The sequence below is a fragment of the Paenibacillus ferrarius genome, from assembly GCF_002027705.1.
Classification (GTDB): domain Bacteria; phylum Bacillota; class Bacilli; order Paenibacillales; family NBRC-103111; genus Paenibacillus_E; species Paenibacillus_E ferrarius.
Genome location: NZ_MBTG01000056.1, coordinates 1 through 14,345, shown reverse-complemented (window position 1 = coordinate 14,345; position 14,345 = coordinate 1). Strand labels below are relative to the sequence as shown.

Here is a 14,345-nt window from a genome sequence, read left to right as displayed (position 1 = left end):
AGCAATTCTAAGTTGACTTCAATCGTTTTTCTAGGGCGATAATTTCAATTGCTATTTGTGCTGCTCTTAGATGGTCGCCCGCGCGCTCGGCGCGAACTCTTTCTTCTTTCTTGCGTTCAACTTCTTCTTGCATGGGAACTTTGCGAATTTGGCGAATATAGTCGTCAATCACTTGTTCGTTCATTCCATGACCAGCTCCCATCATAACAATGGAACTAGCCAAGCTCTCCAGCTGTTCATCTTGCAGCATGGCAATGTATCGGCTTGCATCCGGCTCAGCATTCTGAGCGTAGTAAGCATATAAATAAGCAGCTAAGACTGCGTGAGCTTCAACATTGAATTGATCACCCAACTGTGCTTCCACATGGGTACAAACATCTCGATCATGCATCATTACAGCAAGAATTAATCGTTCTGCATTGTGATAAGCAGGCAAAAGAGAAGGCGTTTTCTTGCGTGTTCGTTCCGCTGTTCTCCCATTATTCATAACATTATTCCACAGAATTGGTTTATTATCCCCATCTGGTCGGTTTTTTTCCGATTGCAGCAAGATTTCATGAAGATCCAACTTCATGGACTCATAGGAAGATTCTGGGAATTCAGAAGCCAGTTGTTTCAAATAATGTTCGCGTTCCATTGGAGAATGGAGATCACTGATTAATTTCACAGCGGATTGCAAATAACGAAGTCGGTCACCATCCTCGTGCAGCTTAAAATTTTTGCGGATGTAGAGCAGCTTATATTTCATCGATGGCACGGCAGGTTCAATAATCTCCCGTACGAATCGGTCAAAACCATAATTTCTTACATAATCATCAGGATCTTTGCCATCAGGCAGCATCGCTACGGCGACTCGACTCCCTGTCGCTTCCAAGATCGGGATGCTTTTGAAAGCTGCGGATTGTCCTGCTTGATCTCCGTCATAACAAACGACGATCTGATCCGCGTTTCGGTTCAGAAGTGCGGCATGCTCCTTCGTTAATGCCGTTCCCATCGTGGCAACGCCATTGCTGATTCCGGCTTCCCATGCTTTGATCACATCCACATAGCCCTCGAAGAGAACTGCTTGTTGTAGTTTGCGCATATTCGGCCTAGCCTGATGTAGATTGTACATCGTTCTGCTCTTGTTAAAAAGAACCGACTCCGGACTGTTCAAATACTTGGGCTGTGCATCTCCCATTGATCTGCCGCCGAATGCAATGACTTTGCCTGTTGCGTCGCAAATCGGAAATATGACGCGTTCCCGAAATTTATCAACATAGCCATTCCCTTCGTGTTTGGCAGAGATCAATCCGCCTCTCTCCATCAACGCCAAATCGAATCCGCGTTTATCAAGCTGTTGAACAAGGGTGTCCCACATGGCCGGGGCATAGCCGATTTGGAATGTATCAATCAGCTTATCCGATATGCCTCTGGAAGTTAAATAACCTTTGGCTGCTTTGCCTTGATCGGTATTGCCAAGAATGAAATGATACAGCTTTGCTGCAAAATCGTAAGCTTTAAGCAAGCTTGCTTTCTCTTGCTGCTGTTCATTCTGCTCTTCTGTTGCTTCTTCCCATGTGATCGGGATGTCTGCATCTTCGGCAAGCTTGGTGACGGCTTCAGCGAAGCTAAGCCCTTCAATCTCCATAATAAAGCGAATGACATTGCCGCCTACGTTACAGCCAAAGCAACGATAGATCTGTTTCTCCGGTGTAACCGTGAAGGAAGGACTTTTCTCGGAATGGAAAGGACATAGTCCCTTCATATAATGCCCTTGCTTGCTCAAATGCACGTGCCTGCCAATCACATCAACGATGTCATGGCGTCCCAGTACAGCCTCAATGACCTCTTCAGGTATGCGTCCGTACCTCATTTTCTTCCACCTACAATTCAGGTCGCTTTTCCGACTAATTACTATTCGCTACTCATTTTCGTTTTCCTGCAAATATTTTAAAAGTTTTGTCAAACCATGTAGAAAATTTTTACGATCTTCTTCGGTAAAAGGTTTTGGACCCTTGCTATGCTTGCCGCTTCTGCGCATTTTTGCCGATACGTGGCGACGTTCCAATAGGAAATCAATCGAACTATTGGTATATTCCTGCCCTCGATTCGTCAAGCAAATGGATCCTTTGGCCAATCCCAATGCCGCAAGACCGAAATCTTGTGTGACCAAAATGTCCCCAGGTTTAATTTGATTGGCAATGTACAGATCGACAGATTGATCTGACCGATCAACTTGTACGACCTTAACACCTGGATTTTCTTTCATTCGGTGATCAAAAGAAGCAACTAGGACAACTTGTACACCAAACTGCTTACCTGCAAGCTCAATTTCAGATTTCACAGGACAAGCATCGGCATCAACGATGATGCTTCTTGTGCGCATTTCCTTCAGCCCCTGCCCATTAAATGAAATCTCACCGTACTATTATATACGATGAACTTGCAAAAAATCCTGCTAGAACAAACATAAAAACCTTATTGAATTCGTTCAATATGATCCATAACCAAACTTGCTGTTTCTTCCACAGCGCGGTTGGAGACGTCGAAGATCACACAGCCAATTTTGCTCATAATTTTATCAGCAAAAGCCAGTTCTAATTTAATACGTTCTACATTGGCATAGGTTGCATTTTCTGCTAATCCAAGTGTACGCAAGCGTTCTTGACGTATCACATTCAATTTGTCCGGGTCAATGCGCAGCCCGATGATCTTATCCTTCGGAACCGTATAGATCGCAGCAGGTGGCTGCATTTCTGGAACCAAAGGCACGTTGGCTACTTTGAATCTTTTATGTGCCAAATACATAGACAAAGGAGTTTTAGAAGTACGAGACACCCCTAATAGAATAATATCCGCTTTCTGAATCCCGCTGAAATCTCTGCCATCATCATACTTAACCGCAAATTCAACGGCTTCCACCTTCTTAAAATAATCCTCATCCAGTGGATGGATCATACCTGGCTGCCTGCGCGGCTCTTGATGCAAAGCTTGCCCAAGGGTAGCTACAATGGGGCCAAGAAGATCAATATGCGGAATGTTGAACTCTTTCGCTTTCGCTATGAGATCATCTCTCAGCTCTGGAATCACTAGGGTAAAGACAACAATGCCTCCATGAATGCGTATGGCATTCACGACTTTATCAATCCCCTCAAAATCATGAATAAATGGAGCTCTGACAATTTCAACTGGAACTGGATGAAACTGCATAGCAGCCGCACGAACGACAGACTCCCCGGTCTCTCCAACAGAGTCAGATACCACATATACGCGCGTAGGTAATGGATGATCCATATTCCCATAGCCCCTTTCAGCAGGGACGAGGCCCTACATTGTCATTTGTATGTCACGTGTACGAGAACAGAACGAAAGCATAAAAAAACTCACCAATATGCGGGCAGCACAAGGGCGAGGTGATTTCCACCACATCATAGCAGAGGCCAAATCACATGTCAAATCACAGAGTTGGCACAATCGTGCTATATATTATACTTCTCCATTTGTTCGATAAATCCTCTTGATTTCCATTGTACGCCTATATGAACATCCATATATGCTCGCATACAGGCTTTCAACTGGGCTTTCGTTTCTTCTTTTACTTGGACGGCTCCAAGTCTGCGCATATCCATTCGGGGGAATAATTTCAGCAATTTCAACGTTCCTTCTGCAATAGGGATAGCCATTGCGTCCTTATAACGGCAGCGCGTGCATAACGTTCCTCCCATAGCAGGACTGAAACTCGTGATTCCCGATGTTTCTCCGCAGGATACACAAGCGTCCGTTACAGGCAAATAGCCAGCCAAATCAAACATTTTCATTTCATAAAGGTGAACGACAATTTGCATGTCCTTCCCCTCTTCAATCGCCATCAATCCAGCTTTCAGCTGTTCAAATATATACGTGCTGCCTTCCTCTTCGCCTAACATGCGATCGGTCATCTCCACTAAATAGGAAGCGTGTGCGGACATATGCAAGTCTTCGCGCAAGGCATGATGAGCTTCAATAATTTCCGCGCTGTTCAGCGACCCCATTTGACCCCTTTGTTTAAAAAAAACAAAATCGCCGTACGTAAAAAGCTGCGTAACGGCGGCATGTCTACTTTTCACTTTCTTCGCACCCCGAGCCATAACGCCAACCTTACCCAGCTCGGGGGTGAACAGACTTATGATCTTGTTCCCCTCTCCGTAGTCCATACTACGGAGCACGATCCCCTGTACACTACGCAGCAAATGATTTCCCCCATGAAATGCCGCTCTGATCTTATGAACATTGGCTTACATATTCAAACCCTCGAGCGGCTCTTCGTTACTTTGATCCTCTTCCTGCACATCGGTATCCATACCTGGTTCTCCGGTAACTTGTTTGTACAGTAAATAGGCGTCTACATCACCGGTCTTTGAAAAATACGTCCACGAAAAGTCTTTCATGTTCAGCATCCTCCCCATCGAACGTGATGTTCATAGGATGTGCAGAGAATGCATCTCTATGCGAGACAATAACTGGAACTGTTTAGGTCATCGAAGCATCAATCATGACGGAAGCCCAGATCTCTCAGGACTCTGTCTTGATTTCTCCAATCTTTCTTTACCTTGACCCAAAGTTCGAGGAATGTTTTTGAACCTAACAATGTCTCAATATCTCTGCGCGCTTGTCTTCCAATCTCTTTGAGCAAGGCACCTTGTTTTCCGATAACAATACCCTTTTGTGAATCCCGCTCAACAAAAATAACCGCAGAAATATGAACAACGCCATTAGGCTCCACACGCATATCCTCAATCTGTACAGCAATAGAATGTGGAATTTCTTCTCTTGTCATATGCAGAATTTTCTCGCGAACAAGCTCCGCGCAAACAAATTGCTCTGGGTGATCTGTAATTTGATCCGCTGGGTAATACTGCGGCCCTTCAGGCAAATAACGAATAATCTGCTCCAGCAGCGTTGTTACATTGTTTCCTTTAAGCGCCGAGACGGGTACGATTTCCGCAAAATTATACAAGTCTTTGTAATTCGTTATAACCGCCAGCAAAGCTTCCGGCTGCACCAGATCAATCTTGTTCAGCACAAGAATGACAGGTGTTTCAATATGCTTCAGCTGCTCAATAATATAGCGGTCTCCGCCGCCAATGCCATCTGCAACATCAACCAGAAACAACACAGCATCAACTTCGCCCAAAGTGCCATGCGCTACTTTGCTCATGTAATCGCCCAATTTGGACGTAGGTTTATGAATACCCGGTGTATCCAGGAATACAATTTGACCGTTCTGCGAAGTGTAAACTCCGTGAATTTTGTTTCTCGTTGTTTGAGGCTTGTCGGACATAATCGCAATCTTTTGTCCGATGATTTGGTTCATAAGTGTCGATTTCCCTACATTCGGACGTCCGATGATAGAGACAAAACCTGATTTAAATTCTTTTTTAGCCACTTCTAGTTATCCTCCATTTGAATGCAAATCTTTCGTTGTAAAAGCGCCCGGCAGCAAAGCGGACACCGTTGTTTCTACAAAATCGCCCTTAAGACTGCCTAAATATACAGGCATATCCGGCGCGCACAGCTCAACAAGCACCTGCCGGCAAACGCCGCAAGGAGAAATCGGTCCTTCGGTGTCTCCCATGACTGCAATGGCTTTGAAGGAGCCTGCTTTGTGTCCATCCGCGATTGCTCGGAACATCGCTGTGCGCTCCGCGCAATTGGTTGGTCCGTATGCTGCATTCTCAACGTTGCAGCCATAATGAACATGGCCGTCTGCATCAAGCAGCGCGGCACCTACTTGAAAATTGGAATAAGGCGTATAAGCTCGTTTCATCGCTTCTTTCGCGTGTTCAATGAGTTCTTGTTGATTCATAGAGGGCAGCCTTCTTTCCTTTGTATAGTAAGTTATAGCATGTTTAGGCAGGAAAAAGCGAGGATTGTTACCACTACGCCAATTAAGGCTCCCAGAAATAAAGCAGGAAATGGTCTCGTTTTTTTATCATATAACATAATAAAAATAAGTGCTGCCATCGTATAAGCAAGCAAAGCAACAATGGTCTGTGAGACGAAAATCGCAATTACCGTTGCTATAGCAAAGGCAATTGCGGTCAACAAACTTGGACGAACCAACTTCCCTTTATCTGAAAAGCGAGTCTCGATAACAATAACCGTTAATATGACTAAAGCAAGCAACACCCACGTCGTTCCTGCGGAAATTTGAGTTTCCTGCGTACTTGACTTCCGAAGCAAGCGATCAATCGGCTCATAGAATACAACCATGCCTACGATGACGGCAAAGCCGGCGGACACCAAGACGGACGCCGCGGCGACGTCCTTAGCAATTTTGGCCAGCGGATGGCGATCTGGCATAGCCAAATCCACCGTTTTTTCTATAGCCGTATTAATGAGTTCCGTTACAATCATCAAAGTGACCGCTAACAAAATAAATAGAATATCCGTTTTGGGCAATTTGAAAAAAAGCGCTGCCAGCAAAACAAGAAAAGCAACGCAAAAATGGAATTTCATATTGCGTTGCGTATCCAGAGCATATTTGATTCCTTCGTAGGCGTACCTGAAGCTTCTGCGCCATTTACGGAAGCCGTCTGTCATTAGCGTGTCAAACCTGCTTTCAGCAAAATATCCTCCTGCTTAGCAAACATGACTTTCTCTTCTTCCTCGCTTTGGTGATCATAGCCGATCAAATGCAAGAAGCCGTGAACGAACAGAAATCCAAGCTCACGCTCTACGGAATGACCGTATTCTTCTGCCTGTGCAATCGCACGCGGAACCGAAATGATAATATCCCCCAGAGGCTCGATGAACGACTCAGACACTAATTCCTCGTCATCCAATCCCTCTGTGTCAGCTCCATCATCTTCATAATTGATCTGGAGCTCATCTTCGCCAAATTCACTCATCGCGAAAGATAACACGTCAGTAGGCTTGTCTAAATCACGGTATTGCTTGTTAAGCTCTTGGATCGTTTCATCATCGACAAAGGTAAGTGCAACTTCGCCAGCGGCAATCCCTTCCAATTCACCGGCCAAGCGCAGCAGTTCTTCCACTTTCTCTATAAAAGCAGGCGTGATTTCTTGGACTTCCTGTTCATTGCTCCACGCTAAGGTTAAATCTAAGCTTGCCATTCTTGTGCCCTCCTTATAGAGCTATTAACTTTGTGTTGCTGGTTTCTTGGGCGAGAGCTCACTCGGATACTCAATCCGTGAGTGAAAGATTCCCAACAAGGTTTCATTCAACGTTTTGGCGACTTTATCCAGCTCCTTGAGCGTGATGTCGCATTCGTTGAACTGGCCGTCATCCAACCGAGATTTGATGATCTTGTGCACCATTGAATCAATCTGCTCCAAGGTCGGATTGCGCAGCGAACGGACGGCTGCTTCAACACTATCCGCAATTCCGACAACCGCAGCCTCCTTGGATTGTGCTTTGGGGCCTGGATAACGGAAATCCTCCTCGCGAATTTCCTTGTCGCTGCCTTCCTCTTCCGCTTGCTTCTTCGCTTTGTGATAAAAATAATGCAGCAAGGTCGTCCCATGATGCTGCTCAGCAATATCGCGGATCGGCTTGGGCATTTTGAAATCCTTCAGCATCTCAACGCCATCACGCGGATGGGCAATAATGATGGATTTGCTTAAATTCGGGTCAATCCGATCATGCGGATTTTCGATATTTGTCTGATTTTCGATAAAGTAGCTAGGACGCTTCGTCTTTCCGATATCGTGATAATACGAACCTACCCGGCAGAGCAAACCGTCAGCTCCGATGGATTCAGCGGCAGCCTCGGATAAATTGCCAACCATGACACTGTGATGATAAGTTCCCGGCGTTTCTGTAAGAAGCTTGCGCAGCAGCGGATGATTCGGGTTAGAGAGCTCCACAAGTTTGAGCGGAGACAGAATCCCGAAAGCAACTTCGAAAAAGGGCAGCAGCCCGATTACAAACACAACGGTCAGCAATCCGCCGGCAGCGGCAAACGCCAATGAGATGAGCGCTTCTTTTTGCTGGAAGTGATCTTCCATCAACAGCATCGACGTAATCGTCAGCATGGAGAAGAAAGCAATCATCACACCCGCTTTCAAAATCGTTGCGCGCTGGCTGGCCCGCTGAATCGTGAACACCGCACAGAAGCAGATGACTAAGCTGACTAACCCATAGCGGAAGTCAAACAACAGCGTATGCTCCGTATTAAAAATAATGCTCGCCATCAGCGAAAATAAAACCGATGAAATAAAAGCAAGCTGCGCGTCCAGTAAAATGGCGATCAAGATACTGCCAAGTGCCGTTGGAGCCAAATATCCGATATAGGGGTAGTCCAAATTTTGAACGAGCGAAATAATTTTCATGCAGGCTACGTTGATGATAAAAATCAGAATAAGCATCACAAGCTGAGAATTATTGTACTTAATCGGAAGTGTGCTTTGTTTGACGAACATAAAAACAACAAAGGACAACAAAGCTGAAAGAATGCTCAAGCCGAGCTGGGGCAAATAATTCGCTTTGTCCTTCAACAATTCCAATTTATCCAGCCTCGCGTAGATCTCTTCTGTAATCTTATCGCCCACTTTGACCAGCACATCATTTTTGTTGATATAGACTGGTTTTACGTTTTCGCGAGCTTGTCCCTTAGCATCATCCGTACCTTTTTGATCAAAAAATTTATTAGGCGTAATCACGACTCTCGCAATTTCCGTCACCATTTCACGCGAGGTATTCTTCGTCAGATTCGACGTATTCACAAGCTCTGCGACTTTGGCTCTCGCGGTTTGCGCATCCAGAATCTGATCATTCATCAGCTTAGCGACAATATCCTTCGTAACCGGACGCATCGCCGCCAAATCTTCCTTGGTTAAGCGCGGCAGCTTAAAATACGACTCCTCCGGCAGTGCATATTGCTGCTCCGCCAGCCCTTGCTGGATTTGTTCCAGCAACGAATCATTATACTGCGCACTGACACGGAATGATTTGACAGAATCGTTCTCCAAATCACTGATAAGCTGCGGAATGACACGCCGGTATATGCTGACTTTGTCGTCAAACTTCACTTCGTCGTCGGCATTGATTTGCAATAACTTATCATAAATAGCATCAATCAGCGCATCATTCTTGAGATTCACAATCCGATAAACAGGCTGCACGCGTTTGGCTGCGTCTTCCTTGGCCTGTTCCGTTGCAATTGCATTCTCGATTTGTCTTGGGGCATAGATCGTTTTCTCGCTCGTCGTTCCAAGCACAATATCATACACCTGCGGGACGAGCTTAGCATAAAGGGACATGTAGAAACCAAAAGCCAGCAAAAGAAACAACAGTACCCGAATGCCAGTACTGTATTTCCAGCCACTCAGCTGATAATGAAATTTGCCCTTCATTTGCACTTCATTTTTCATCACGGAGGTCATTCCTCTCTACCTAACAACCTGCACAATTACTTTTCATTTTCAGCATTATAGGCAACAATGATTTTCTGAACGAGCGAATGCCTTACCACGTCTTGCTCATCAAAATAGATAAAGCCCAGTTCTTCAATTCCACTGAGAATACGATTAGCTTCAACAAGTCCGGAGGATTTCCCTCGCGGCAAATCAATTTGTGTGACGTCCCCGGTAATAACCATCTTGGAGCCAAAACCAAGTCTTGTCAGAAACATTTTCATTTGTTCAGGTGTCGTGTTTTGGGCTTCATCCAAAATGATAAAGGAATCATCCAGTGTTCTGCCGCGCATATACGCCAAAGGAGCAATTTCAATTAAACCGCGCTCCAAGGATTTGGCAACCTGCTCGGGGCCAAGCACGTCATTAAGAGCATCATACAATGGGCGTAAATAGGGGTCAACTTTTTCCTGAAGGTCGCCAGGCAGGAAGCCTAAGCTTTCCCCTGCTTCAACCGCCGGGCGAGTCAGCACGATCCGCTTGACAGCCCCTTCTTTCAGCCTAGTAACGGCTAGTACCACTGCGAGATAAGTTTTACCTGTTCCTGCAGGTCCAATTCCGAATACGATATCCTTTTTCTTAATCGTCTCCACATATTTCCGTTGTCCGATCGTTTTCACGCGAATAGGCTTGCCCTTATGGGTCGTTGTGATCTCGCCTTTGAACAGATCAAGCAATTGATCCGCTTTCATTTGTTTGGCGAGTTCTACCGCGTAAATAACGTCCCGTTCAGTTAAGGTGTAATTATTGCGTATGAGCTGTAAAAGAACTTCAAAAAGCTGCTGAAGTGAGTTTACTTCCGCAGCCGCTCCTTGTATCGTTATTTCGGCTTCACGCGTAAAGATTTGAGCAGGAATCTCCGCTTCAATCACGTGCAGGAATTTGTCTTGCGGACCGAATAGAGCAAGTCCCTCAGCCGGATTTTTCAATGTAAGTTTGACTGACTGCGCGTTTTCTACCAACAGGCCTCATTCTCCTTGTATCACAATTGGTTGTTCTTCAGCAATGTTTTCTTCGACTTCAAAATGAACGTCTATATAAATTTTACCATTCTCTGTTTTTTCATGCAAAATTTTTTCACCTACAAGTCTAGCATCAGGCCCCGAAGCCTTCAGTAGTTTGGCTCTAGCCTGCTCCAAGCCTGACTTTTTGGCATTCGCAGCTTCGATCGGCTCCTCTACGAAATTAACTTCCAGCACTCTCTCATGCAGCCAACCTAGCGGGAGTGTAAATGATCGCCAAGCAAGTGTTTTACGTTCAGGAATCGTTTCAAACTGCTCAAACCTCAGCTTCCCATACCCGCTGACTTGCAATGCCCTGGTCCCCCATACAAGATAATTGCGATTCGTGGTTTCACCCGTGTACACCTTATAAGTTTTCGTCAAAGGAGCTTCAATTCGGGAGGTATACCAGACAACTCCCTTAACTTTGCCGCTAGCCACCACCACTTTATTATTTTGCTCATCGCCAATGGTGCCCGAGATCAGCACGTCCCCTTTTCTTACATACGTATTCGGCTTCACCATCGGTTTTCCTTTATCCGAAATAATCTCTGTAACTAATGCATTCTTGGAGGCAACCAAATTCCGCGGATTCATCAATTGCTGTTTCTCAGGGATTGTCGCTTCTACTACCTTGATTGTAACATGAGTGCCGCGAATTTCCACACCCACCCATGCTGTAGTCGGAAGCAAGCTTTGAATTTCACGCGATAAATCCTCGGTTTTCTTCAGCCTGAACTTCCACTGGAACTGATAGATGCCTTGTTTGGAGGCAGCTTGCAAAACTTCCGCTTCCGTAATGCGATCGTTTCCTTCCACGCTAACCTGCCAAACGAATGAAGTCAACACATACAAGCCAATGATAAATGCAGCCATCCCACCGAAAAAGAACTTTCTCTGACCCAGTCTGTCCATAAAAAAAGGAAGTCCGTACCGTTCAAGTACATGCATCCTGCAGCCTGTCCGTTTCAGAAGCGGCTTAAGCCGGAAGAAGTCTCTGAGCAGAATGAGAAGCTCCAGCTTCCCTTCAGAAGTGACTTGAATATCCCATATGGAGAGCCCCTTCTCCATCATGGGATTGATTATTTTTTCACACGCTGTGCCACGTATCTGAATGCGCACATACCCGCGCAAACGGGCTATGAACAATGATTGTTTCATAACTCAGCCTCCTGTGTACATTAATCTTCATTAGCCCCTCTATGGCAGGTATTTCACATGGTCAATGATGCCTTCTATAAAAACTTCCTCCGAAAGAATCGCTCGAATCACCAAATTTTGGCCGAACACTTCCAACGTTCCTTTCGTCAATTCAAGCTTCAAATTTTCACTGGAAAAATGAAGCACGCCCCGGTGATTTTCCACATAAAGCTGCACGTTGCCGATCATCGTAATTCGCGGCACGTCCTGGACAACATCCTGCGGAAGATCGAGGATTTTGGCCGTGAATTGGTTCCATTTGCGGGTCAAGCGACGCATAGCTGGGCAGTACCCCCTCTAACTAGATGATCATCACGACAGAAAAGGCGCATAGACTTTCTACCAAATTATGCTCAGTGAGCTAAATTTATGTGAAAAACCTGCAAAGCAGGGGCTGTACCCTAGCCAAGTTTAATTGTTTAAAGCGCCGCTGGATTATGGAGTTGGTTACTGTACAATTGCAAATCTCGGGCGAACTCACGGTGAGCAGTGCGTAATGGGTAAGCTAAGCGTAACGGTGAATTTTAAGTACTGCCTCTGCTTCAATGTGAAAAGTGGGCTGCGGTTATGAAAAACCTGCAAATAGACATCTTTTTTTCGTCAAATGCGCCAGAATTCGGAAATGCCTGCAAAAATGCAGGCATTTGAGTCTCCATTCTAATTTCAAGAGAGAAAAGCTTCAAAAGCCTGCACAATTGCAGGAATCCCCCCTTTTTTAAACGATTTGATTGAAAAAGCCTGCACTTTAGCAGGAATTTCAATTCCTTAGCTAAAGACTATCCAATCCTGGGGATGGCAGAGACACTGTGAGGGATGTAAGCTCAAACCTTAATGGACGACAACCGCCAATCGAGAAAATAAAGGAGGCTTGGAGCAGGAACGATAAAAAAGCCAAGCACAAGTGGCGCTGCTAAGCGAAGATGGCTATCCGCATCCAGCAAATAATTGAGCCTGAGAGTGGTTTGGGGATCTAAAGAAAACCGAGGATTTCGACGTTTCAATTTGGAGGCTTAGCTAGAATAAGAAAAACCGTCAGGGAAAACATCCTGACGGTCCTTTTACGTGTAAACCCATACTTTTGTTCATGGGGAGGGATGGATGTGGGGTTCCAACCGCTGTTGAAATCGTGTTTTTTGAATTTATTACGCGGTATAAACACGATTTCAAAGGCGGCACGTAAACTTTCCACCCTCACACCCATCCCTCTTCTATTCTACTTTGAGCTGCCTTCCACTTCTTTGTTCTCTAACCGGTCTGAGACCCGGTATTCGTATCCATATATCCCTTTGTAATACTCTGGATACATAGCTCCTCCACAGCTTTCACATGTAAATTGTGGCGGTACTGCCCGGTCCCCTCGATCCATTCGATCAAAATCTTGCACGACATTAAGCGGTATGCTTTCCACTTCCGAACAAGTCAAACATATATACTTCACTGTCTGTTTCGACAGCACGTAGTTGCTTAGGGACAACTGGGGTTTCTTCTTTTTGCTTTTTGTTTTTTTGCTTCCCGGTGAGATCTCGAATCATCCTTTCTAAACAGCCTCGCGCTCTCTCGCAGACTGCATATTTAATCGTTAGTTTGCCTTCTTCTAGACAGACTTCCCCCTTGTATTCATAGTAACATTCGCACTTTGGACACACCAGCGGGTCTTTACCCGTTATTCTTTGTATTCGTTCTCTCCAATTTCTGCGCTTCAGACGTCTTTGAGCGCGTACGATCCACTTCCTTGCTTCTTTTTGCCAACTTGTCACCAGCATTTTACTTACCTTTTTCAGCCTGCGCGAATAGACCCCATAATACCGGATTGTTTTAAAGTTTTCATCCGGAATATGCCGTATGACCCTTGCAATAAATTCTTCGACCGTTACTTTTTCCGTCTTCTCTTCCCCACTTTTTTTATCGTGGTAGCTGAACACGACGTATTCCCCGTCATAGGACTGGATTCGCTTTAACGCAATAGCTGGTCGCTTTATGTAGCGTCCTATGTAGCCTAGCTGGTTCTTTACGTTCCCTTTTTGTTTCGGCGCATGCACATAAAAACCTTCCCCATTGGCCGAGTAGGCTTGCTGCAGTCTGGACTGTACTTGTTTCTTCTCTTCTTCGTTCAAGCTTCTTCGAATGAGCTTTAACACCACAGTTTGCCACTGTTTTCTAAGCATTTCGAACGGCACGTAATCATACGTTTTCCATTCTCCATTTGATTTCATTCCACCCATCGTCACCAGCATATGGACATGTGGATTAAAGTTCAGACGTGAGCCAAAGGTATGTATTCCCGCAATGATGCCAGGTGTAATCTTATGTTTCTTTTCAAAATGTTCTTTTATGATTCGCACGGCCTCGTCCATGAATTCTTTCAACATTTTCCGATGCTGCAAAAAGACGCGCCATAACCCTTCATCAATGGTAAATACCACATGTCGATGATTGACTTGGAAGACATCTTCCATCAACACGCGGCTCCATTCTTCCGTTTCGCCACAGGAGCATGTTGTGCAAAAACGGCCTTTACAGCGGTACGGCACTCTCCTTATGTCATGGCATCCTTCACAGACTAAAATTTTGAATCCATTTCTAGGATCACCACAGCCACGGAACTTTTGTACCTCTTTGATGACATTTGGCCTCATATGTTCTTTATGCTTTTCTACAAAGGCATCCCAATGCCGATGTTCATCAAAAAATATTCGCTTCATTACGTTCGGGTCCATACCTCTATTTTACCAAAAATTTTAAATAA

The 14,345-nt window shown here is 45.1% G+C and carries 14 protein-coding genes; all 14 read right to left on the bottom strand.

Features of this window, described 5'->3' with window-relative positions; genetic code table 11:
* Positions 1-7 precede the first annotated feature (7 nt).
* A complete protein-coding gene (dnaG, locus tag BC351_RS35315; RefSeq protein WP_079419921.1) occupies positions 8-1,855 on the bottom strand; it encodes a DNA primase in 1,848 nt (615 codons plus the stop codon).
* 48 nt (positions 1,856-1,903) lie between these two features.
* Entirely contained in the window at positions 1,904-2,368 is a 465-nt protein-coding gene (locus BC351_RS35310; RefSeq protein ID WP_079419919.1) for a YaiI/YqxD family protein, read from the bottom strand.
* 92 nt (positions 2,369-2,460) lie between these two features.
* Positions 2,461-3,276, bottom strand: coding sequence for a pyruvate, water dikinase regulatory protein (locus BC351_RS35305; protein ID WP_079419916.1), 816 nt, complete (start codon positions 3,274-3,276; stop codon positions 2,461-2,463).
* A 185-nt stretch (positions 3,277-3,461) separates the two neighbouring features.
* Entirely contained in the window at positions 3,462-4,211 is a 750-nt protein-coding gene (gene recO, locus BC351_RS35300) for a DNA repair protein RecO (RefSeq protein ID WP_079419913.1), read from the bottom strand.
* A gap of 45 nt (positions 4,212-4,256) precedes the next feature.
* A complete protein-coding gene (locus BC351_RS35295; RefSeq protein WP_079419911.1) occupies positions 4,257-4,409 on the bottom strand; it encodes a YqzL family protein in 153 nt (50 codons plus the stop codon).
* A 98-nt stretch (positions 4,410-4,507) separates the two neighbouring features.
* Positions 4,508-5,407: a GTPase Era gene (gene era / locus BC351_RS35290; protein WP_079419909.1), complete on the bottom strand. Its 900-nt coding sequence runs from the start codon at positions 5,405-5,407 to the stop codon at positions 4,508-4,510.
* Positions 5,408-5,413: 6 nt separating this feature from the next.
* Positions 5,414-5,827 (bottom strand): cytidine deaminase, encoded by a 414-nt coding sequence (locus BC351_RS35285; RefSeq protein ID WP_079419906.1) that lies wholly within the window; start codon positions 5,825-5,827, stop codon positions 5,414-5,416.
* Between the two features lie 32 nt (positions 5,828-5,859).
* A complete protein-coding gene (locus BC351_RS35280; protein WP_079419903.1) occupies positions 5,860-6,564 on the bottom strand; it encodes a diacylglycerol kinase in 705 nt (234 codons plus the stop codon).
* Complete coding sequence (gene ybeY, locus BC351_RS35275) at positions 6,564-7,097, bottom strand: rRNA maturation RNase YbeY (protein WP_079419900.1); 534 nt, start codon at positions 7,095-7,097, stop codon at positions 6,564-6,566. The genes BC351_RS35280 and ybeY overlap by 1 nt, the downstream gene beginning before the upstream one ends.
* 24 nt (positions 7,098-7,121) lie before the next feature.
* On the bottom strand, positions 7,122-9,356 hold the full coding sequence (locus BC351_RS35270) for an HD family phosphohydrolase (RefSeq protein WP_079420489.1): 2,235 nt from the start codon (positions 9,354-9,356) through the stop codon (positions 7,122-7,124).
* A 38-nt stretch (positions 9,357-9,394) separates the two neighbouring features.
* Positions 9,395-10,360, bottom strand: coding sequence for a PhoH family protein (locus BC351_RS35265; protein WP_079419898.1), 966 nt, complete (start codon positions 10,358-10,360; stop codon positions 9,395-9,397).
* A gap of 6 nt (positions 10,361-10,366) precedes the next feature.
* Positions 10,367-11,560, bottom strand: a complete 1,194-nt coding sequence (gene yqfD, locus BC351_RS35260; RefSeq protein WP_079419895.1) for a sporulation protein YqfD — start codon at positions 11,558-11,560, stop codon at positions 10,367-10,369.
* 39 nt (positions 11,561-11,599) lie between these two features.
* Positions 11,600-11,878 carry a sporulation protein YqfC gene (gene yqfC / locus BC351_RS35255; protein WP_079419892.1) on the bottom strand — a complete coding sequence of 93 codons (279 nt, stop codon included), beginning with the start codon at positions 11,876-11,878 and terminating at the stop codon, positions 11,600-11,602.
* A 1,109-nt stretch (positions 11,879-12,987) separates the two neighbouring features.
* Positions 12,988-14,316: an IS91 family transposase gene (locus tag BC351_RS35240; RefSeq protein ID WP_167388014.1), complete on the bottom strand. Its 1,329-nt coding sequence runs from the start codon at positions 14,314-14,316 to the stop codon at positions 12,988-12,990.
* Between the last annotated feature and the right edge of the window lie 29 nt (positions 14,317-14,345).

Bases quoted from the DNA above. Each gene is read 5' to 3' on its own strand.
- dnaG (WP_079419921.1), bottom strand. From the start codon at position 1,855: ATGAGGTACGGACGCATACCTGAAGAGGTCATTGAGGCTGTACTGGGA.
- BC351_RS35310 (WP_079419919.1), bottom strand. From the start codon at position 2,368: ATGCGCACAAGAAGCATCATCGTTGATGCCGATGCTTGTCCTGTGAAA.
- BC351_RS35305 (WP_079419916.1), bottom strand. From the start codon at position 3,276: ATGGATCATCCATTACCTACGCGCGTATATGTGGTATCTGACTCTGTT.
- BC351_RS35295 (WP_079419911.1), bottom strand. From the start codon at position 4,409: ATGAAAGACTTTTCGTGGACGTATTTTTCAAAGACCGGTGATGTAGAC.
- BC351_RS35285 (WP_079419906.1), bottom strand. From the start codon at position 5,827: ATGAATCAACAAGAACTCATTGAACACGCGAAAGAAGCGATGAAACGA.
- BC351_RS35280 (WP_079419903.1), bottom strand. From the start codon at position 6,564: ATGACAGACGGCTTCCGTAAATGGCGCAGAAGCTTCAGGTACGCCTAC.
- ybeY (WP_079419900.1), bottom strand. From the start codon at position 7,097: ATGGCAAGCTTAGATTTAACCTTAGCGTGGAGCAATGAACAGGAAGTC.
- BC351_RS35270 (WP_079420489.1), bottom strand. From the start codon at position 9,356: ATGAAAAATGAAGTGCAAATGAAGGGCAAATTTCATTATCAGCTGAGT.
- yqfD (WP_079419895.1), bottom strand. From the start codon at position 11,560: ATGAAACAATCATTGTTCATAGCCCGTTTGCGCGGGTATGTGCGCATT.
- yqfC (WP_079419892.1), bottom strand. From the start codon at position 11,878: ATGCGTCGCTTGACCCGCAAATGGAACCAATTCACGGCCAAAATCCTC.
- BC351_RS35240 (WP_167388014.1), bottom strand. From the start codon at position 14,316: ATGGACCCGAACGTAATGAAGCGAATATTTTTTGATGAACATCGGCAT.